The sequence below is a fragment of the Bradyrhizobium sp. 172 genome, assembly GCF_023101065.1.
Classification (GTDB): domain Bacteria; phylum Pseudomonadota; class Alphaproteobacteria; order Rhizobiales; family Xanthobacteraceae; genus Bradyrhizobium; species Bradyrhizobium canariense_D.
Map to the genome: position 1 here is coordinate 223,856 of NZ_CP064702.1, position 19,286 is coordinate 243,141.

General features: G+C 59.5%; 16 protein-coding genes and 2 pseudogenes. 3 read left to right on the forward strand and 15 right to left on the reverse strand.

Features of this window, described 5'->3' with window-relative positions; all coding sequences use genetic code 11:
• Positions 1–33: 33 nt before the first annotated feature.
• The 9 genes from IVB07_RS39655 to IVB07_RS39695 all read right to left on the reverse strand — a co-directional run bounded on the left by IVB07_RS39655 (position 34) and on the right by IVB07_RS39695 (position 11,307).
• Positions 34–966 carry a hypothetical protein gene (locus IVB07_RS39655; RefSeq protein ID WP_247405581.1) on the reverse strand — a complete coding sequence of 311 codons (933 nt, stop codon included), beginning with the start codon at positions 964–966 and terminating at the stop codon, positions 34–36.
• 478 nt (positions 967–1,444) lie between these two features.
• Entirely contained in the window at positions 1,445–1,963 is a 519-nt protein-coding gene (locus IVB07_RS39660) for a hypothetical protein (RefSeq protein WP_247767876.1), read from the reverse strand.
• A gap of 265 nt (positions 1,964–2,228) precedes the next feature.
• On the reverse strand, positions 2,229–3,299 hold the full coding sequence (locus IVB07_RS39665) for an MBL fold metallo-hydrolase (protein WP_247767877.1): 1,071 nt from the start codon (positions 3,297–3,299) through the stop codon (positions 2,229–2,231).
• A gap of 1,001 nt (positions 3,300–4,300) precedes the next feature.
• Positions 4,301–5,806 carry an alkaline phosphatase family protein gene (locus tag IVB07_RS39670; RefSeq protein ID WP_247405587.1) on the reverse strand — a complete coding sequence of 502 codons (1,506 nt, stop codon included), beginning with the start codon at positions 5,804–5,806 and terminating at the stop codon, positions 4,301–4,303.
• Positions 5,803–6,660 (reverse strand): ABC transporter permease, encoded by an 858-nt coding sequence (locus IVB07_RS39675; protein WP_247282308.1) that lies wholly within the window; start codon positions 6,658–6,660, stop codon positions 5,803–5,805. The genes IVB07_RS39670 and IVB07_RS39675 overlap by 4 nt, the downstream gene beginning before the upstream one ends.
• Before the next feature lie 24 nt (positions 6,661–6,684).
• Complete coding sequence (locus IVB07_RS39680) at positions 6,685–7,620, reverse strand: ABC transporter permease (RefSeq protein ID WP_247452655.1); 936 nt, start codon at positions 7,618–7,620, stop codon at positions 6,685–6,687.
• A complete protein-coding gene (locus IVB07_RS39685) occupies positions 7,620–8,615 on the reverse strand; it encodes an oligopeptide/dipeptide ABC transporter ATP-binding protein (protein ID WP_275995369.1) in 996 nt (331 codons plus the stop codon). Before IVB07_RS39685 ends, IVB07_RS39680 begins: the two co-directional genes overlap by 1 nt.
• A complete protein-coding gene (locus IVB07_RS39690; RefSeq protein WP_247405592.1) occupies positions 8,612–9,598 on the reverse strand; it encodes an ABC transporter ATP-binding protein in 987 nt (328 codons plus the stop codon). Before IVB07_RS39690 ends, IVB07_RS39685 begins: the two co-directional genes overlap by 4 nt.
• A 128-nt stretch (positions 9,599–9,726) precedes the next feature.
• Positions 9,727–11,307, reverse strand: a complete 1,581-nt coding sequence (locus IVB07_RS39695; protein WP_247405597.1) for an ABC transporter substrate-binding protein — start codon at positions 11,305–11,307, stop codon at positions 9,727–9,729.
• A 664-nt stretch (positions 11,308–11,971) separates the two neighbouring features.
• Here IVB07_RS39695 and IVB07_RS39700 point away from each other — a divergent pair.
• The gene (locus tag IVB07_RS39700) at positions 11,972–12,844 is read left to right on the forward strand and encodes an isocitrate lyase/phosphoenolpyruvate mutase family protein (RefSeq protein WP_247768021.1); all 873 of its coding nucleotides are present in this window, start codon (positions 11,972–11,974) and stop codon (positions 12,842–12,844) included.
• A gap of 354 nt (positions 12,845–13,198) precedes the next feature.
• Positions 13,199–14,107, forward strand: a complete 909-nt coding sequence (locus IVB07_RS39705; protein ID WP_247405603.1) for a LysR family transcriptional regulator — start codon at positions 13,199–13,201, stop codon at positions 14,105–14,107.
• Between the two features lie 257 nt (positions 14,108–14,364).
• Here the strand turns inward: IVB07_RS39705 and IVB07_RS39710 are convergent, their stop codons facing one another.
• From IVB07_RS39710 to IVB07_RS39725, 4 genes and pseudogenes are all read right to left on the reverse strand, one after another.
• Complete coding sequence (locus IVB07_RS39710; RefSeq protein ID WP_247484765.1) at positions 14,365–15,921, reverse strand: porin; 1,557 nt, start codon at positions 15,919–15,921, stop codon at positions 14,365–14,367.
• 267 nt (positions 15,922–16,188) lie between these two features.
• A pseudogene (locus IVB07_RS39715) lies at positions 16,189–16,590 on the reverse strand (DNA-binding protein); the annotation flags it as partial.
• Positions 16,591–16,998: 408 nt separating this feature from the next.
• A complete protein-coding gene (locus IVB07_RS39720) occupies positions 16,999–17,592 on the reverse strand; it encodes a hypothetical protein (RefSeq protein WP_346659463.1) in 594 nt (197 codons plus the stop codon).
• A complete protein-coding gene (locus IVB07_RS39725) occupies positions 17,589–17,753 on the reverse strand; it encodes a hypothetical protein (RefSeq protein ID WP_247767879.1) in 165 nt (54 codons plus the stop codon). Before IVB07_RS39725 ends, IVB07_RS39720 begins: the two co-directional genes overlap by 4 nt.
• Before the next feature lie 72 nt (positions 17,754–17,825).
• On the opposite strand from IVB07_RS39725, the pseudogene IVB07_RS39730 reads away from it, so the two are divergent.
• Positions 17,826–18,764 (forward strand): annotated as a pseudogene (locus IVB07_RS39730) (type IV secretory system conjugative DNA transfer family protein); the annotation flags it as partial.
• On the opposite strand, the gene traD reads toward IVB07_RS39730, so the two are convergent.
• Positions 18,711–18,896, reverse strand: coding sequence for a conjugal transfer protein TraD (gene traD / locus IVB07_RS39735; protein ID WP_247768022.1), 186 nt, complete (start codon positions 18,894–18,896; stop codon positions 18,711–18,713). The pseudogene IVB07_RS39730 and the gene traD overlap by 54 nt on opposite strands.
• A 4-nt stretch (positions 18,897–18,900) precedes the next feature.
• Positions 18,901–19,161 carry a conjugal transfer protein TraC gene (gene traC / locus IVB07_RS39740; protein WP_247767880.1) on the reverse strand — a complete coding sequence of 87 codons (261 nt, stop codon included), beginning with the start codon at positions 19,159–19,161 and terminating at the stop codon, positions 18,901–18,903.
• Between the last annotated feature and the right edge of the window lie 125 nt (positions 19,162–19,286).

Sequence of the window (19,286 nt, forward strand, 5' to 3'; positions counted from 1 at the left end):
CGAGCCCAGGTGGGTGGCACAGATCCTTCGCGCTCACTGAGGTCTCAGCGCGTTCGCGACCGCGCTGCCGATCAGAGCCGCGTTGTGCGCATCGACGGCCGCTTGCGATGGGCCGTTCACGATCCTCCCGACCACCTTCCCTCGCTTATCGGTGACCGCTTGGAAAGACGAGGCTCCGGGCGCCAGCGTCATAAGGAGCTCGTGCGTCCTGGTGCGGCTAGCATCGAGCAAGGGACTGGACGGCGTCGACAGCCGAACAAGACTCCATGTCGCGGCCATACTCGCATCCGTCGTGATGATGAACTTGTTGTCGTATTGCGACGAATCCGACTGTGTGCCGGCAACCCCAAGCGGCGGCCCCTCACCATTCGCGGTCGCGCGTGACGACCGATGGAAATCGATCACCTGGACCGCGTCAACGAGCCACTCCCGGATACCGAGGTTTGAGGCATCCACGAACGGCGAGCTGGTCGACCGAGGCCCGAGAGGGAAGCCTGGAGCGCAGCTGCTGCCTATCATCGGCTCAGCCAGATCATTTGCGGAGTAGTAGAAATTATACTTATGCGAGTGCAGATTTTCGGACGAAAGCTGTCCACCCAAACCGAAGGTGAAAGTCTGCGAATTGGGGAGCGGCATCTTGTACGACGCGCCTGGTGTCACCGAACTCTTCTCGTCTGCCTGCAGCGTAAGTTGAATGAGGACGCCCCAGGAGCCCGGCATGTAGGCGTCCTCCGCGGTGGAGACCTGCTTCCCGTTAACTAACCGTACGGGTACCGGAAGTCTGCGGATTTCGTCCCGGCCGAACTTCAGTTCGCAGTAGATGGCGTTCTTGACCTGGCGTTCCATATCCCGCGTAGCGTTGGGGTCTCCCGCCTGATCCCACACTTCTGGTAGCCGCGAATAGGAGAGTCCGCAGCCTGTCAGCGTACAGCCCAGCGCGACAAGAATAAACGATCGCTCCAACATGGTCGCCCCCACAATCGGAACTTTATTCGTTGCCTACGATCGGTTTGGCCCGCAAACGGCGCAGCAGTGCACTGGCCTTGGGTGAAGCGACCTCTATAGTCGGTCCCGATGGGCTGTCGGCGATGATGAGACCTCGAGCGCAGTAGTCGCTCGCCAATGTCAGGTCGTGAACGCATAGGCCCCCTGGGCATTTCGGCGCTCCTGGCTCACCGCAACGCCAGGCAAACGCCTCGCCTGAAACGAAGGTCACGAAGATTATGGACAAGCAAAACGCGCGCATGAAGTCCCCCCACCATCAGCCCGAAAACCGGCCGCCAACAAACAGTTGATATTATAAATTAAACGACCTTACATTGCGGTTGAATATTTCGCAAGATGGGCATCCACTGATGAGCAACAGCCAACGCGCATCGTCGCGTGGTTACTGCCCGTGCCAACGAATGCGGCGTTCTGATCCCGAAGCTTGCGCAGCTCGCCGCTAGATTGGCCGGCGGCTTGCCGCCTTTAAAGCGAGTACGGTATTTACAAAACGCACACCATAATTCCTTGCCGCTATTGCGCTGAGGACAAATTGCGCGAGGAGCGCGGCCGCAAATACGAGCGCAGTCTTATATGTCTGCATGGTCACTACGCCGATTCCGCCAAAGACCATCAGCAGCATGAACGCAATGCCGGCATAGTCGCGCGTCAGCAGGAACATGCGATGGACCTGCAGCACGCGCGGATCGTCCTCTACCGACTTGTAGAGCTTATACCAAAGAGCATTTTGCTCGCTCGACGTGGTGGGAAACGGCCCCACGTTAGTCTTGAGTGTCCCGATATCGATTCTCGCATCGCGATGAAGATAGTAAGAAAACGCCCGACATCCAGGCAGGGGATCGTGCCAACGCCAAAACACCAATCTGGCCTTGGTTTGGATATCAAGCAAACCGTTGATCACTCCGATGAGCACGGCCCCCAATCCAGCAGGTATAAGCGCCTGCCAATGCTTCAGCATCTCCTGATAATCGGCTGCAACAAGCTGATCAGTCTTAAGCGCAACCGCGAAAATAGCGATGTTGACGACCAGGATGGTGATTAAGGAAGTAGTGTTCTGATCCTTGAGAGATCTCTCTTTCGAGCCCTTGTCATTGTTCTTGCCTATCTGGGGGCTCGCACCGCGGCAAAGAGCGAGAGAACCGGCTCGCTATCCTTCGGCCAACACGAACGTCATTCGACAAAAAGATGGATCGCCGGGACATCCTGAGATGCGAACGCAAGTCTCAGTCTTCCTGTCTGTCGGGATATGGCAAGCATTCGGCGAGGCTGTAGTCATCGCGTTCCGGAGCGTCTTTGGCAGTTCGCTTGTCTGACCCTTCGGTTGAGATGACATGCGCCCCACGATGGTGCATAGCTCGAACAACGGATTTGCGCGGATGATTCTCATCGGCTTTAGCCGAGCTAATTACCGCGGTGAAGGTTGTCTTACCGCCCTGGGCCGCCTTCCTTTCACCCAAGAGTTGATCCAGCAGTTCGGTCGAAACGTTGTGGCGCCCGCCGTGGTGAGGAACCTGGAATCGATCAATGCCGGGCAACGTCAATCCGATCAAAGGTGCATAGTCGATGACTTCTTTGAGCCCAGTGCGTCCAGTATCGCCGGTAAGCAAGATTTTGCAACCATTGAGATAGGCATACTGAACCACGCTCATCTCGTTTTCGTTGCTCGTCTCGCCCGCGGGAAAATATTCGTCACCCCAAGCTGCCTTGACGAGCGCGGCGGCCTCCTTCGCCACACGAATAACCGCATCGCGCGCGATCTCGAGCAACCCTTTCTCCTCGGGGGTTTTGTCGGAGGAGACAACCAGATCCAGAAAGCGCGAACGGATCGGAGGCATCACGCGGAAAGCACCAATCGTGCTACCCTGAAATGGTTCATATATCGGGATGTTCTTTCGGAGGGCGATCTCTTCAAGAGCAACTAGATTGGAATAAGCCTCCCTCAAGGCTGTCTCCAGCCCTTGAGAGGTCGTGAAGCGTTTGAACCTAGGAAGAAGCTCTGCAGCATAACGCCAGGGTCGCAACATCCAAAGCGCGCCGACCTCAAAATCCTCCAGGACGCGCTGCAGGCCTCCCGCATGATCGCCATCGTTGTGAGTCGCCACGACATGATCGATCCGCCTCGGCTTCCCGTAGTATTTGTTAAGAAAGTTGACGACCTTCTCGCCGGTTGATTGATAGCCTCCATCGACGACATGAATGAAGGTACGATTATTCAACTCATAGCGAACGCAAATGGCGTCACCGCTGCTCTTTGCTTCGACATCTAAAAAATCGACCTCAAAATAGTCAGCCACGTTTCCGTCTCCAAGAGCTTGGCCTGAGGGTTTCCAGGCAATGATTCTGGTCACAGAGATACCGAAATGGACTCTTTCTAGTGGTGCCGAGAAACACGTCAGTCCTGAATCTCAGATGAGTGGCGTTGCATTGGGATACGGAAATCTCGCATCAGTCAGCTCCCCGTTTGGCCTCCCAACCTGAAAACGCCAATATCGAACGAGGAATTCGACCCCATACGGCGCCGCTCCCGCGGCGCCTCAGACGGCCCGCTGAAGCCGCGCGCAGAGCATTCTGCATACCGCGGAGGTTCTCCGGGGGCTCTTATCTATCTTGAGACGCCGTTTCTCGTCGCAACTTGTCCGAAAACGCGCTTTCTTTGCGCGAATCGCCGTCACCCGCCCCGCAAAGAAGCTCGCCACCGCAAGTAGCGGGCAGTCGATTCCGGATATAATTCAGTTGCAGTACCTCCTGACACTCGTTCTCGCAACACGCGGAGCACAACGTCTGCCCATCGGGATTTCCAGGAATCCCCAGAACGGATCAGAAGCGGGGTCCATGGCTTCCTGACGGAGCTGCCAGGACTCACCCACACCAATTCTCAAGACGATCCGGACCGGTCGTTGAGACCCGCGCCTCTCATCTTCGACCTACCGAGAAGGCTGAGCCAGCGGGCGTATGGATAGCGACTGAGAATGAGGCATCACTACCGATGTCGCCCCGGTGCAGATATTCTTTTCGCGCTTTAGACGCACAGAATCATCAATCGAGCCTCGGCCAGGACTCGCGGGCCGGGAGCGCCACAACTATCAAACCCATCCACAAAGTTGTTCGTCTATATCAACGCTGGTCGGCGCCCTGCTCAGGAATGAGCGCCGCGCCCCCGAGCGAGATTGGACCATCGGGCTTAGTGAATTGGTCTTCGCTGGCCGTAAGCCCGGATGGGCAGACGGGTGAGAAGGAGCCGACGGCATAGAACGGCTAAATTCTGCAAAATGTACGAGGCGGAAAGCCATCAGGCTCACGCGGCGCTTTCTGCAAAGCCGCCTTCGATATAGCCTACGGCTCCGACCTGTATGCGGCGCAAGACCTGGTGGTAAGTGGAGGAGCCTGCCTCGTAGACGGTCTCTACGACTGAAGCGGGTGCAGCCTGGGGGAATGTCGCAAACGTCTCGTTGAGGACGCGCCCATCCATTTGGCTAGGGGCGACAATTCCCAGAAGATGCAGAATGGTCGGCGCGATGTCGCAGATCCCCGACGGAACTTCTGAAAGGCTGCCCGAGCGGAAGGCAGGTCCGGCGAGAATGCCGACCGCCGCCATCTCTTTAGGATGCAAGCCGCCGTGTACTCCCAGTCCGATCGGCGCGTCGTTGCTCCAGGTTCGGCCGATGAGGCCGAATGGATCGACTTCACTATCGGCACGATAGGAGAACAGGATGTCGCTGGAACGGGCATGATCTGCCATCACAAGCTGTCGCGCAAAACTGCCCGGCGCGATGCCCTCGATGTCATTTCGTCCAGCGGTGAAGATCGGTCCGCACCACGGCGCCTTGGTCATTGCTGCGACGGCTCGCCGGATCTTCAGCTCCGAGGGGTCTGCCAGATAAATGGCCCCCACCTGCCCGGGAACGAGAATCGCATCTACGTCTTGCCCAGGCGCCGAGCCGCAACGAAATCCGGCATCTCTGAGCACTTGGTGAACGTCAGCCTGCGCATGGACGCTCACGTGTCCATGATCTGAGACGGCAATGATGTGGACGTCCTGCCGCCGGCCTTCAGCCTCCCACCAGTCCAGAACGCGACCGAATTGCTGATCGGCCCAGGCGAGCGCTTCCAAGGTCCGTACCTCTGCCGTGCCGCAGTAATGAGACGAGCTGTCCGGTTCGCCAAAGGAGAGAATGGTGACGTCAGGCCGAAGCTGTGGCCAGACGATGTCGAGCAAAGCCGCCGTCAGATAGCTCTGGGCTGCGAGGTCGGGCGTTCCTGCAGGCGGGGGCGCCGGGGGAGGACCGATTCGAGCATTCAGCGCCTCGAGAAGAGGTCGGGAAGTCGCGAGCCGCGCGAAGTGCCCCGAGATTGTGGGATGACCGAGCGTGCGCGCCTTGTGGTTGAACAGGCGGGTCGTCCCGGCAGAATTGGACGCGAGCACCGCGAGCGTCTTGCCCTGGGCGGCAAGAACCTCGCCGAGCGATGGCACGCCCATGAGACGCCCGCCGCTCAACGTATCCAGGGTTTCGACCAGTTGGTCTTCGGCTGTGTCGATGTAGCGGGACGGCACCGCTGCGCGGTCGAGGTATTGGTTCCCGACCATGCCATGGCGCCCGGGTGATGCGCCGGTAACAAGACTAGGCATCGCCGCCCGCGTTTCGCTCGGATAGACGGTGACATTCCGGCCGAGGGTCACGCCCTGGCGCTGCAGCCTGTGAAGATGAGGAGTCGCTGTAGCGTTTATAAGATCGGGACGGAGCCCATCGAAACTGACAAGGATGACGCGGCGGGTAGCAGGGGAAGTTACAGAGGCCTTCACGATAATGTCTTGTCCATGCGGTCGCGCAGCCAGTCCCCCACCAGCGAGATGGACAGTGTGGTGAGCGAGATGATCAGCGAAGAGGGGACGAGTATCCAGGGCGCGCGGGTCAGATAGTCACGACCATAGCCGACCATATTGCCGAGGGAGGTGAGCGGGGGCTGCACGCCCAGACCAAGGAAGCTCAGACCACTCTCGAGCAGAATAATATCCGGAAAGGCAAGAGTCATGGTGACGATCAAGGTTGAGGCGATGTTCGGTAGGATGTGGCGCAGGTAAAGGCGGCAAGGTCCTGCGCCCAGCTGGCGTACGGCGACCACATAGCCTTGCGTGTTCGCGCTCATCGCGAGCGCGCGCGTGACGCGCGCGTAGCGCTCCCAGCCATGAAGGCCAAGGAGGGCCACGAAGAGCAGCAGAGAGTTACCCACGAATGCAAGTACCGCGAGCGCTAGAACGAGAAACGGCATGCTGGCCTGGAAATCGACACATGCGAGGATGACCTGTTCGACCCAGCCGCGGAAATGGGCGGCGAGAAAGCCGAGCGTGGTACCCAGGCATGCGCCTATCAACGTGGCTCCAAAAGCAATGAAAAGGCTCATCCGGATCGATATCAGTAAGCGCGCCAGCAGATCCCTGCCAAGCTCGTCGGTGCCGAACAGATGCGATACGTGCCCCCCGAAGCCAATAGGCGCGGCGAGACGATGCCGAAGATCAAGTGCGGCATAATCATAGGGAGCGAGACGATCTGCCAGGATCGCGATGACGAGCATGAGCGCGAGCCAAGCGATGGCGCCTTGCACAGCAACATTGCGCCAACGAAGTACTCTCTTCTTCTTAACGTGAGCAAACGACATCTGTCCGGCAGACATTTCCGCCATCTACGCTCCTCCAGCAGAGCGCGTATCGCGCAGACGCGGATCGAGCATACCGTAAAGGAGATCGACTGCGAGGTTTGTCGCGATCATGGCGGCTGCCACCAGCAGCAAGATGCATTGGACCACAGCCAGATCGCGACTTACGACGGAGACGACGAGCAGACTGCCGATTCCCGGCCAGGAAAAGACGCTTTCGACGAGCACAGTCCCCGCGATTAGGTTGCCCACCATCAAACCAACAATGGTCAACACTGGTATGGCGGCATTGGGCAGGGCATGGCCCGTCACGACTCTGCGCCACGGTACTCCCTTGGCACTCGCCGTGCGGATATAGGGTTGCCCGAGCACCTCGAGCATGGCGCTGCGGGTGAAACGAGCCAGAACGGCCGCGCCACCAAGGCCAAGCGTGACCACCGGCAGGACCATATGGCGCACGCTGCCCGCACCACCTGAAGGAAACCAGGGAAGCTCGACCGCAAAGGCGAGCACGAGTACAAGCCCGAGCACGAATGATGGCACGGTGAAGCCCGCTACCGTCACCATCATCACCAGACGGTCCGTGAAACTGTCGCGCTTGAGGGCTGCATAGATGCCGGCCGGAATGCCTAGGAGAAGATTGAGGGCGAGTGCCGGAGCAGTGAGCATCAGCGTGACCGGGATGCGTTCGGCAACAACCGTGGCGGCAGTACGCCCGTCCCGCATGGATTGGCCGAGATCTCCGTGGACGACCGCAAGAAGATATTTTACGTATTGGACCCAGAGTGGTGCATCGAGCCCCCAAGCCTTGCGAAACGCCTCGACCGCGTCGGCCGACGTTTCAGGCGACAGCATCGCGCGAGCGGGATCGCCAGAGGCTCGCAGAACCACGAAGGCGAATGTGACTACCATCGCTATGGTGAGCACGGCGCGAGCCACCCGAGTCATGATGAAGCGGGTCATCAGGCGACGCTCCCAAGTTGAAGACCATCCCTGTTGATCAAATGGCAAGCGACCCTGCGTCCTGGGCCTACGGATGTGAGCTCGGGCACAATCCGTGCGCAGGCCGGAAGAGCCGCCGGACAACGTGGATGGAAGGCGCAGCCGGCGGGCCGCGCCGATGGATTGGGCGGATCACCTTGCAGGATCGTGCGCTCGCGCCGTCCAGGCCTGGGTACGGCAGAAACCAGCGCTTTTGAATACGGATGCAGGGGGGCGCGCAGAACTGCATCGGGCGAGCCTTCTTCGACGATCGAGCCGAGATACATCACGGCGATGCGATCACTGATCTGCCGAACGACGCGCAGGTCATGGCTGATGAAGATCATCGCCATGCGCCGCCGCTCCTGCAGGTCACGCAGAAGATTGACGACTTGAGCCTGGATCGAGACGTCGAGCGCGGACACCGGCTCGTCGCACACGATGAGGTCCGGATCGGTCGCGAGTGCCCGTGCCAACACCGCACGCTGGCGTTGACCACCTGAGAGTTCATGAGGATAGCGCGCCCCGTGATCGGTTCTGAGGCCAACGTCAGCGAGGAGCCTATTGATCAGGTCCGCTCTTTCGGACTTGCTGCCGATCCGATGAATTTCGAGCGGTTCTGCAATTTGCGCCCCGATCGTTAACCGCCGATCGAGCGCCCCCAGCGGGTCCTGAAATACCATTTGGATTCGCATCCTGAGATGCCGCCAACGGATATCGCTCATCGGCGGCAACTCTTCTCCACCGAAGCTGACGGTGCCCGCATCCGGTCGTTCCAGGCCAATGAGAAGCCGGCCCGCGGTGGATTTTCCGCAGCCCGATTCGCCAACAAGTCCGAGCGTCTCGCCGCTGGCCAGAGACAGCGACAGTCCATTGACGGCGTGGACCGTCGAGTGACCCCGAAACAGGCCCTGGCGCAAGGAATATCGCCGGACAAGCCCATGGGCTTGGAGAAGCGGTGCGACCGTCATCGTCATGCGGCGACGGTCTCGTCGTGGCACCGCTGGCCGGTGACATGCAGGCAGGCAATTCTGTGGTCGACATTATCGTCCACAGAAGTCAATTCGACAGTGCATTCGCCACACCGGTTCGTGCGCAGGTCGCAGCGTGGCGCGAAGGGACATCCTGGCGGAAGGTCCGCCGGGCTTGGAACGACACCGGGAATGGCGGCGAGGCGCTGCCGGGGCCCGTCTAGATTCGGGAGGGCCCCAACAAGCCCGCGTGTATATGGATGAGTGGGATGGTCGAACAGACGCACGGCGGGTGCTTCTTCAATGATGTGCCCGGCGTAAAGGACCAGCACGCGCTCGCAGATCTCGGCGACAACGCCCAGATCATGTGAGATCAGGACCAGCGCCATGCCTCTTTCGCGTTGAATCTCTTGCAGAAGCTCAAGGATCTGCGCCTGAATAGTGACGTCCAAGGCGGTGGTGGGTTCATCGGCGATGAGGATGTCGGGCTGTCCCGCAAGCGCCATGGCAATCATGACCCGCTGATTCTGCCCACCGGAAAACTCGTGCGGATAGGCGCCAAGCCGTCGCGTCGCATCGGGAATGCCGACCTGATCCAGCAGGCGACGCGCTTCGTTCAGCGCGCTGCGCCTGTCCATTCCACGATGGAGCTGCAGAGCTTCGCCGATCTGATCGCCCACGGTACGCACGGGATTGAGCGCGCTGGTCGGATCCTGAAAGATCATTGCAATTCGGCCACCACGCACCTGTTCCAGATGACGGGCGGGAGCATGGAGAAGCTCTTGGCCAGCAAAGCGTACACTGCCTGCCGTCCGGGCGCGCGACCCCAAGAGACCAAGCGCCGCAAGCCAAGTCACCGACTTTCCGCAACCACTTTCGCCGACCATGCCGAGCGCTTCGCCACGGCGGAGGCTGAGATTTATTCCACGCAGCACCGGCACCTGGTCGAAAGCGACCTGCAGCCCCGTAATCTCAAGAAGTGGTGTCATCTCATCTCCCTGTCCTGCCAGCGTCGACGCGGCTGCTCCTGGCGGGCGGCGTCATAGGGATTGCGGGAGCCGGGCAGCCCACGTGGTGGAGCTGCGCGCAAGCGGAGGAACGCGTCATTCATCCTGAATCAGGTCCGGATCAAGGCGCTGTTGAATGGGCCGAAATTGAGATCGAGCGTCAGCCCCGGCAACCAGGGTACGTCGCGCCGCTTGCCATAGAACTGGCCGGACACATGCAAAATCACACAGGGTGGATCGACGTCATTGATAATCTCGAGCATGCGGCGGACGATTGGACGGCGCTGCTCGGGCTCAGCGGTCTCCTGGAGCTGCGCGCCCAAGGCGAAATACTCCTCGTTCTTCCAGACCCCAACCGACTTCGGCAGGGCGCCGCTGGGGCCGTATTCACGCCAGGGATGGCCGAGATGATCCAGAAACAACGCCGTGTTGGAGGTGTCGAAGATCGCCCGCACCGGCTGGCGCTGAACTTGGGCAAAGTTTTCCATCATCTCGATTTTGACGTTCAGGCCGACTGCACGCCACATCTCGATCATGGTTTGCGCGCCAGAGATCTGATTGGGGTAGTAGTTGTTGAGGAGCCGATAAATGATCGGCTCTCCTTTGTAGCCCGCCGCAGCGACCAGCTCCTTGGCCTTATCGGGATCATAAAGCAGCGCGGGGAAATCCTCGATGTAGCCCTGGCCATAACTCGCGAGTTGATAGCCATTCGGAATCGGCAGACGGTTCGCCCACAGGCTCTCGATCAAGAGCTTGCGATCGAGCGCAAGGCTCATCGCACGGCGGATCCGCACGTCTTTCAGCACTGGATCGTTCTGGTCGAGCACGAGCGAGCGGATATTCTGTACTGGCCCGCCCGAGACCTGGAGATCGGCCCGCTTCTCGATACGCTCGAATTGATCGGGTGGGATGTCAGTGATGAGGTCGAGCTCGTTGGCAAGAAGGCCGTTCACGCGCGCGGAAAGCTCGGGAATAATGCGATATTCGACGCCCTCAAATGGTGGCCGTCCGCCCCAATATGCATCGTGCGCAGTCAACGTGACATGGATGTCGAGCTTGTGATTGACGAGCTTGTACGGGCCGCTCCCTACAGGAGCTGCCGTCCAGCGCTCCCACGAGCCCGCGGCGGTGAACGCGCGCTTGCTGACGATCTCCGCTCCCCAGGAAGCCAGACGCTGCTCAAGCAGTGCGTCGTTCCCTTTGGCGTGGACAATGACCGTATAGGGATCGACGACATCCACTTTGTCGATCCGGTCCAGCGACTGCAGCGCATCGGACATTCCGCTGCGGCCCGGTCCTAAGAGGTGGTCGGGCCCGAGGCTAAAGGCGACATCTTCGGCAGTCAGCGGGCTTCCGTCGTGGAACTCCACGCCTTTGCGCAGGAACAGCCGCAGCGACTGCGCATCAACTCGCTCCCAACGTTCGGCCAATGCCGGCCGCAGCGCCATCCCATTGGCGTGGTCAAAGCCAATGAGGCTATCAAACAGCTGTGGCATGATCCGCCGAATGGCGGTGTCGGTTGCGATGACTGGGTCAAACGTGCGGGGAAAGCCGGACATGCCAACTCTTAATCGCCGCCGGGCTGGTTTCTTGCCGTCGCTCTCAGCCCAGGCGGTGCTCGCGGTCGGCAACAAACCTGCTGCGACCGCACCAGTCAAAGCCTCTCGCCGTGTCAGATGGCTGCGGGTCATCACCGTCTCCCGGAATTCGCTTCAATCAGTACAGAACGCATAGCCTTGACCTTGCGGTGATCAGCAGATCCTCGCAGAAGCCGAAAACCAAGATCGCTGGATCTCGTGCTTGCCAAACGTGTCCGACGTTAGAGCCGCGAAATGCTACGCTGCGATGACATTCATCGAGTAAGTCGATGTTCACGTGCGCAGATGAGATGACATGAGGCTTCCGGGCAGAGAAAGGTGCCTCCTCGGAACTGGGTCGCTCCCGGTTGGGCTGAGGACGCTGCCCAACTAAAACGTCATCAGCGCTCTCACTGTTAGCGCAACCAACATGGTCTCGAGTGATCAAGTGTCGCGCGGAAACGATGTCCCCCCTAGCTTCTTGACCAGCTCTGAGGTGCAACGAGACACGACGCCATCATCGAGATGGTTGATCATTAGATCGCAAGAATGCGATCACACCATTGGTCGGCCCGCTTAAGAGCAATTAGAAACCGGCAAGATTTCCGCTTTTCACTCAGGTGCTGACTCTTGTCTCTCGTTTAGACCGACTCAGATGTCGTCCGTCCCTCAAAAAGCCAAGATCATGACCGCTGGCGCGGCCCAATTGCGCGATCAGGGCGCCGAGGTGACCCCGCTCAGTGAAGGCCAGCCGAATCTGCGAAAGAAGGATTGTCCGATGTCCTCCATCAAACGCCTTCGTACTCGCCTGGACGAGACCAGTCTCATCCATGTCATGGCCGCCCATAGTCCTCTTTCGGCTCTGCTGGCCGAAGAGGCCGGGTTCGATGCTTTGTGGGCATCGGGCTTCGAACTCTCCGCGCTTTACGGTCTGCCCGATATGAGCCTGATCTCGATGACCCAGCATCTCGACATGCTGCGCTCGATCGCTGGACGCACGACGCTGCCGATCATCGCTGACATTGACACCGGTTATGGCAATGCAATCAACGTGATCCACGCCGTTCACGAATACGAGCGAGCTGGCGCCAGCGCTGTGGTAATCGAAGATAAAACCTTTCCGAAAGTGACAAGCCTTATGGCTGGCGGACGCCAGGAACTGCTCCGCATCGAGGAGTTCCAGGGCAAAATCGAGGCCGCTGTTGCGACAAGACGGGACCCAAATTTTCTCGTGATCGCCCGCACCGAAGCCCTGATTGCGGGTCTTGGCGAAACGGAAGCTCTGCGCCGAGCAAAAGCTTACGAAGAGGCCGGCGCCGAAATGGTGCTGATCCATTCGAAAAAGAAGGATGCATCAGAGATCGAAAGCTTTTCGCGCGGCTGGGGCGGATCGGTGCCGCTAGCGATCGTGCCGAACGCCTACCCGGATCTCGACGCCGAGCGGGTCAAAGCACTCGGGAATATCCGCGTAATGATCTACGGCAATTACGGTATCCGCGCTGCTGCAACTGCGATGAGAGAGACCTTCCGGCGAATCATTGCCGATGGCGGCGTCCAGAACGTCCACAAGGATATTCTGCCGGTCGAGGAGATTTTCGACCTCCAGAACGTGGATAGCGTCAAGGCGGCCGAAGCTCGCTTCCTTCGCTAGATCTCTTGTCCAAGAGGGCGTCATTGCGTCTGAGCTCTGCTCGGGCGCAGTTTTTGCTGTTCGACAATTGCTGTAAACGCCCCTCTCCTCCAGAAGGGGGACCGCGCAAAGAGCGATCACGCCAGCCGATTTAACAGCACGATTTCGTCGCGCCTTTGGAAAATAATGTGCGCAAATAGAAGCGAGCTCGTTCACACGGATTGCACCGCGTCTGAGCGAAATCGCTTTCGCGCGCGACCTGCAGTTGGTATCTAGTAACCCGGCTACGATCATCGAATAATGTGATGGACCATTGGTTTCTGGCAATGCCCCCCTGCGAGAACTGACGGGCATGCCGGACTTCCGGAGCACAACATGGCAACCGAAACGGATGAAGTGCCACTCAATGCGATCCGGGTATTCGTCACAATTGCGCGCGAGGGAAGCGTAACCCGCGCGGCTAGCGCCTTGAGAATGACCCAGAGTTCGGTCAGCCGCTACCTCGCCGTGCTGCAGGAGTATCTGGGCAGTGACCTCATCCAGCGTCGCGGCCGGCGTAGCGAATTGACGGAATTCGGGCGGCTTTTTTCGAACACGGTTGCAGAACCGCTAGATACCGTTTGCTTCACCGCCAAGAGAATGCGCCGACGGAATCGTCGGGACACCAATCGGATTGTAGTCCGCACGTCACTCTCGACTTTCGCTTACGCCTTTCTGATTCCAAATCTCCAAGCTTTTTCTAATGAAATGGGCGGCGTAGTGGTGGATGTGATTAGCTCACTTTCGCAACCGACGTCGTCCGACGATTACGACATTTTGATCACACGGGATCTTTCCGTCATCGAGCCGGCAGATGATTGGGAAATCTACAACGAGCAACTCGTATGTGTGGGCTCACCAAATCACGTCGATGGCAAGAGCCTCCCGGTTGTTCGCACAGTACCCATCCTGAACATCACATCCCGGCCTGACATAATGCCGACATGGCTTCGGGCCATGAACCTGACCCCAAAGGATATAAAATCGGGAGCGCGATATGATCACAATTACCTGGCCCTGCCGGCGGTGATGACGGGCAAATGTCTTCTCGTCGCGCCCGAAATCATTGTAAGTGACCTGGTACGTGGTGGAGCTCTCAATGTGATTCCACGATCGCGCACTCCGAGCGGCATGCAGTATCGCGCCTATGCTGTAGACCGAGGCGATAATCCCGAAATGTCTCGCGCTTTTTGCCGGTGGCTCGTTCGTCTTTGTAAGAAGACCGCCCTTGCGGAGACGGCATAAGATTGTCGTAGCAGCATTCCAACTGTGGGGCTTGAAGATCTCACCTAGCACCCGTTTTTTAAACGTGAGAGCAAAGCCTACAACGACAAAGCTCGGCCCAAAACGGTCCTTCAACGCCGTTTGAAAGCCGCCGTATGCTCAGCTCTGATTTAGATACTAATTGCAGAAGGCCCCCGGCGGGCATGCCGGAGGCCTCCTTGGAGGTTAACTTCGTTCTTTGAGCCCTCTTTTCTCCTTCCGCTGGTCTAGACAGAGCCTCACCAGTTCCGCTGAGCCCGCAAGAGCAGGGTCAGCGTGCTCTGATCTTTCAATTCGTAAAGAGCCGCCGGCTTGGCGACCGCAGACTGCACAGGCAGTGTCACTGTACTTCCGCTCGCGTACTTTTGGTCGAGCATGGTGTAGGCGAGATCTGCCGTGAAGGTCAGGTTCTTGACCGGTGTCCAGCGCGTGACGACGCCAACAACCCCATAGTTGAAATCAGGATTACAGCCAGCATTGCCGCTCGACAGCGCAAGGTTGGCTACGAATGCACCGCAGATGTAGCCCTTCGCTGCGCTGTTATACCGAACGGCGCCCCAGCCGCCGTAGATGGCACTATTCCAATGAGGATCCCAGTTGTGTGTGTAACCAGCATGGAAGCCGTACGTCGTGGTTAGCTCCTGGCCCGCACCGGCAACGAACACGGAGTCAGACAAGCCCGCCAGGCCGACGCTTTGATAAGCACCTGCCAGCCCGGTGCCGCCGTACATCGCGTAGGTGGTTGGCATCAAGTCGTTGAAGTTGTAGCGGGTCGCGCCATTGGTATAAGCGCCTGACACGTTGATCGTGTCACCGGGTCCAGTCGGGATGTTCTTGATTGACAAGGCCAAAGCAGCAGCCCAGCCCCACTTGTCGTCCGGATGCCCGGTCGCTTCGTCGCCACCGTAGTACCCAGCATGGTTGTCATGCGCCGCGAACGACGCCTGGAAGAGACCCCACGCCTGGTCAATACGAACCATCGCGACGAGATCTGGAGACGATGAACCGCCGATGTTGTTAGTACCATATGCACCGGTCGCGAGGGCAGCCGCCGTTGCTCCACTTACATTCCAGATATTGGTCGTGCCGTAGGCGACCTGATCCTGGGCTGAGAAGGCAGCCGTGATGCCTTGTCCGAAGTCAGCGGTATAGGTGAACTGGTTCACGCCCGTGACCCATCCGCCGCCGCCCGGAAGATCATCGAACTCGTTGCCTGGATAGTTGGTCCAGGGCGCCGAGAACTGTGAGACGGCCTTACCCATCGTAAAGCCTGCGAACTGGATAAAGGCGGAGTAGACGCCGAGCGAACCACCAGCGACCTGTGAAGCGGTCGACGTTGTGTAAGCGGTCGCCCCATTGACGGCGCTCGTGCCGGCGCCAGTATAGCCGCCCGACGTCCAGGTGAACACGCCCGAGAAATAGGTGCGAACGAGGCCGTACTCAGTCGCGGTGCGCGTGTCGATGCTCAGTCCTTCACGAGCGCGCCAAGCGTAGCTGTTGCCTAGACGGTTGCGTGCTCCCGCTACGCCATTGGCGGCCGGGTCAAAATCGCTGTTGCTATTCGCGACAAAGTCAGTGCGCAGATATCCGCCAAGCTTGATGCAAGTGTCCGAGCCAGGGATGTAGTAGAAGCCAGCGCCGTACAGTGAGCAGACCTTCACGTACTCCACTGCTCTGGCTTTGACTGGCAGGTCAGCAGCTTGTGCCCCACTCGACGCGAGAGACGCCGCCGCAAGAGTCAAAACAACATTCTTGATTGTTCGAAGTAAGCGGAAGTTCGTTTCTGAGAGTGTCATTGTCCCTATCCACTGGAGGTCAGCATTTGTGCGGCCGACGCAGTATCGTTGGGACGCAATCGTTTGGTGACGGAGATCAAGTAATCCGATGGCAGGTTCGGATTTCACGATGGATCACATGAGAACTGGAGTCATCCAATCGACTTCTCGGCCGCAAGATACGTAGGGCTAAGCGCGTGTTGCTGCGCAGGTCCAGGCGAGCGGTCGGATGCCACCCAGCGATAAAGCGCTGAGCTGTCGTACTGGCCGATGAGCTTCGCACCCTGGGAGCTCGATCCACTTCCAGCCTTCGGCGGCGATCGTTTCCGCCTCTGCCTTTCGCTTCTCAGCGACCAGACCGTCGAGCAGAGCGACGTCCTCGAGCCAGCCGCCGTCGTCGGACTGGAACGGGTTGCGCAGCACCACGCCACCGGCTGCCTCGTAGGCATCTAGGCCAACAAACATGGCGCGACGGTCGGAGGCGCGCACCGACTTCTCCGTCGGCATGCGGCGGATCTGATAAGGCTCTTTCTACCAAGAGCCGGAGATGGTCTGCCAGACCTGCTCCTGGCGGCCGTGATCCGCGGTGACGGCGAAGGCCATCAACTGCTCGAGCGACATGCCCTCGTCGGCATAGACCTCGAGCAGCGCGGGCGAAACCGAGGCGAGTCGCAGGCGTTGGTTCACCACGTTGGGCGAGCACGTAGCTCACGCTGTCCCGCGGAAATCGCCGAGATAAACTGCGATGAGTGCGGCGCAATTGCCGGCTGAGGTTTTCTGCCATTGCGGCTTCGTCTGTGGCGACGTACCAGTCTACGACATCGCGGATAATCTGGCGGGCAAGGTCACCGCTTGTTGGGGCAGAGGTTGAACCGTCGAGAAGGAGACATAACACGGCATCGGCGCGCATTCCTACTCCCCCGCAATCCCGTTATCGCGCGTCCTCTTTCATTGCTCACTGCGCCGATTGATCTCCATTCCCCTCTCGCTCGGCAGCATCGCTCTGGCTTATGGCGACAAAGCGCTCTCGTACAATATCGACCCGGCCTTCAGGTCCCTTGATATTGCCGTCGAGAAAATGGTCAAAATCCTCATGACCTAAGAGGGCTTTGAACTTCTCTGCAATGTAGCAGCGAACATCATCGTCTGCGTTTGGATTTCAGCCACGAGTTCCTCTCGCCCATCAACGACGAGAAGGATGTCCTCGATGTCACGGCTGCCTAGGAGATCGTCGTTGCCGCGGCCGAGATATGCTTCCAACTTTGTCGCCACGAACAGTTCCGGCGTGAGGCGCTTGATGTTCAATGTCTCGTTCAGGTGACACGTGACCGGCGTCTCGATGCCTTTGGCGTACCAGCGATTGCTAAAGCCGAGAATGCTTTCATCATCCGGCATGAAATCGACTTTGAGGTCGCCGAGCCGCATGCGGCAAATGACCTCGTCTTCCGGAGATTCCACGAACCCCTTCTGACGCAACTGGTCTTGCAGTTGAGCCCATTGCGCATGCCCGACGAGATCAACGATCAGATCCACGTCATCGGTTGCCCGAACGCCTTCGAGCACGATCTCGTCCGTAATGAAAAGGGCTGTTGTGCAACCGCCAACAAACACCAGCCGCTCGCGCAGTTCATCTCCCAAAGACTGCGCGACCGTTTGCAACATATGAAGCAATTGGCCTTTAACGGTGGTCATTTTCTGAGAAGCCTTTCCGATAAACGCTCGGCCGCGAGCCCAGCCTCCCTTTGATGTCCAAGCCTGACACCGTCGATAAGGGCCAGATACTCGTACAGGCGATCGTCTTTTTGAATGGCCTGGGGTACGCTTTTAAACAGCGGGTCTACCGCCTGCCCCATGTCCTTGCCTTTTCCGCGGCAACGAAGCGGAACGCGAGCGCTTGATGGCGATCGGCGCGAAGGCGTTCGGTCATGAAAGCAAATAAGATCGCATTGGCGATCGCCCCGGCCCTGCTAATGGCGGGCTTATGCCTTGCCCTCACCGGCATCGAAGCCTGGCTTTCGAAGTTCGGGACAACCCCGAAGGCGCACCTGGTGTTCGGCCGAATCGGCATCGCCCTGCCCTACGTGATCGCCGCGGCGATCGGCGTGGTCTTCCTGTTCGCGGCAGCCGGTGCGACTGCAATCCGCTCAGCCGGCTGGAGCGTCATGTTCGGTGGCCTGCTTGTGGTCGCGATCGCCGCGTCGCGCGAGATCGCGCGCCTTCATTCGTTCGCCAATGCCCTGCCGGCTGGAGACCGCCCTCTCGCCTACGCCGATCCCTCGACCGTCGTGGGAGCGACGATCGCTGCGCTCACGGCTGTGTTCGGGCTGCGTGTGGCGATGAGGGGCAATGCCGCCTTCGCGGCCGCTGAGCCGCGCCGCATCCGGGGCCGGCGCGCCATCCATGGCGAGTCCGACTGGATGGCGATGACCGAGGCTGCGCGGCTGTTCCCGGAGGCAGGTGGCATCGTGGTCGGGGAGCGCTATCGCGTCGATCGGGATGCGGTCACTGATCGGTCCTTCCGCGCCGATGACGCTGAGACATGGGGCGCCGGCGGCAAGTCTCCTTTGCTCTGTTTCGATGCGTCCTTCGGCTCGTCGCACGGCATCGTGTTCGCCGGTTCCGGCGGCTTCAAGACGACGTCCGTCACGGTGCCGACGGCCCTCAAATGGGCCGGCGGATTGGTCGTCCTTGACCCCTCCAACGAGGTCGCGCCGATGGTCACGGGACATCGGCACGGGGCGGGCCGCCAGGTCTTCGTGCTCGACCCCCGCTCGTCAGCGATCGGCTTCAACGTGCTCGACTGGATCGGCCTACACGGCGCGACCAAGGAAGAGGACATTGCCGCAGTCGCGTCGTGGACGGTCGGAGGCATCGATCAGCAGACCCAGCAGCAGCGCGCGCTTCTTGCGGAGCCCGGCCTTGGCGATCAGGCCACCGAGCTCGATCTTCTCCCGCGTGTCCTTCTTGCGGGCGTGAGTAGCATCGGAGCGGCGCATGCGTTCAGCCCTGTTCAACCGCGCCCGAAGCCGCGCCAATCGTGACCGTTGGAAGCACCTTGGTGGTTCGGGAACTATCCTTGCGAAACCGGCCCGCGATCTCCTCGAAGGCCGACAGCAGCGCCCCCTCGTCAATCTCGAACTCCCCGATGCCGGCCTTCAGTGCGATCCGGCCGATGCGCTCGGCCTCCCGCGTTTCGGCCTGCTTCAGCTGGTCCTGAAGCCGAGCGATTTCGTCCCTGATCTGCCGCGAGGGCTTTTTCATTCCGAAAGACCTTTCTTGTCGGTTTTGCGCAAAGCTTCCGACAAGGAAAGCCGGGGTAAGCGCGAAGCGCGACCCGGGTAATTAACGGGGTCGGCGAAGTCGACACTTTGGAAGATCATCCCGCC

Excerpts from the sequence above, each read along its gene's own strand:
- IVB07_RS39655 (WP_247405581.1), bottom strand. The coding sequence starts at position 966 with ATGTTGGAGCGATCGTTTATTCTTGTCGCGCTGGGCTGTACGCTGACA.
- IVB07_RS39660 (WP_247767876.1), bottom strand. The coding sequence starts at position 1,963 with ATGCTGAAGCATTGGCAGGCGCTTATACCTGCTGGATTGGGGGCCGTG.
- IVB07_RS39675 (WP_247282308.1), bottom strand. The coding sequence starts at position 6,660 with ATGTCGTTTGCTCACGTTAAGAAGAAGAGAGTACTTCGTTGGCGCAAT.
- IVB07_RS39680 (WP_247452655.1), bottom strand. The coding sequence starts at position 7,620 with ATGACCCGCTTCATCATGACTCGGGTGGCTCGCGCCGTGCTCACCATA.
- IVB07_RS39685 (WP_275995369.1), bottom strand. The coding sequence starts at position 8,615 with ATGACGATGACGGTCGCACCGCTTCTCCAAGCCCATGGGCTTGTCCGG.
- IVB07_RS39690 (WP_247405592.1), bottom strand. The coding sequence starts at position 9,598 with ATGACACCACTTCTTGAGATTACGGGGCTGCAGGTCGCTTTCGACCAG.
- IVB07_RS39695 (WP_247405597.1), bottom strand. The coding sequence starts at position 11,307 with ATGACCCGCAGCCATCTGACACGGCGAGAGGCTTTGACTGGTGCGGTC.
- IVB07_RS39700 (WP_247768021.1), top strand. The coding sequence starts at position 11,972 with ATGTCCTCCATCAAACGCCTTCGTACTCGCCTGGACGAGACCAGTCTC.
- IVB07_RS39705 (WP_247405603.1), top strand. The coding sequence starts at position 13,199 with ATGGCAACCGAAACGGATGAAGTGCCACTCAATGCGATCCGGGTATTC.
- IVB07_RS39710 (WP_247484765.1), bottom strand. The coding sequence starts at position 15,921 with ATGACACTCTCAGAAACGAACTTCCGCTTACTTCGAACAATCAAGAAT.
- IVB07_RS39720 (WP_346659463.1), bottom strand. The coding sequence starts at position 17,592 with ATGACCACCGTTAAAGGCCAATTGCTTCATATGTTGCAAACGGTCGCG.
- IVB07_RS39725 (WP_247767879.1), bottom strand. The coding sequence starts at position 17,753 with ATGGGGCAGGCGGTAGACCCGCTGTTTAAAAGCGTACCCCAGGCCATT.
- traD (WP_247768022.1), bottom strand. The coding sequence starts at position 18,896 with ATGCGCCGCTCCGATGCTACTCACGCCCGCAAGAAGGACACGCGGGAG.
- traC (WP_247767880.1), bottom strand. The coding sequence starts at position 19,161 with ATGAAAAAGCCCTCGCGGCAGATCAGGGACGAAATCGCTCGGCTTCAG.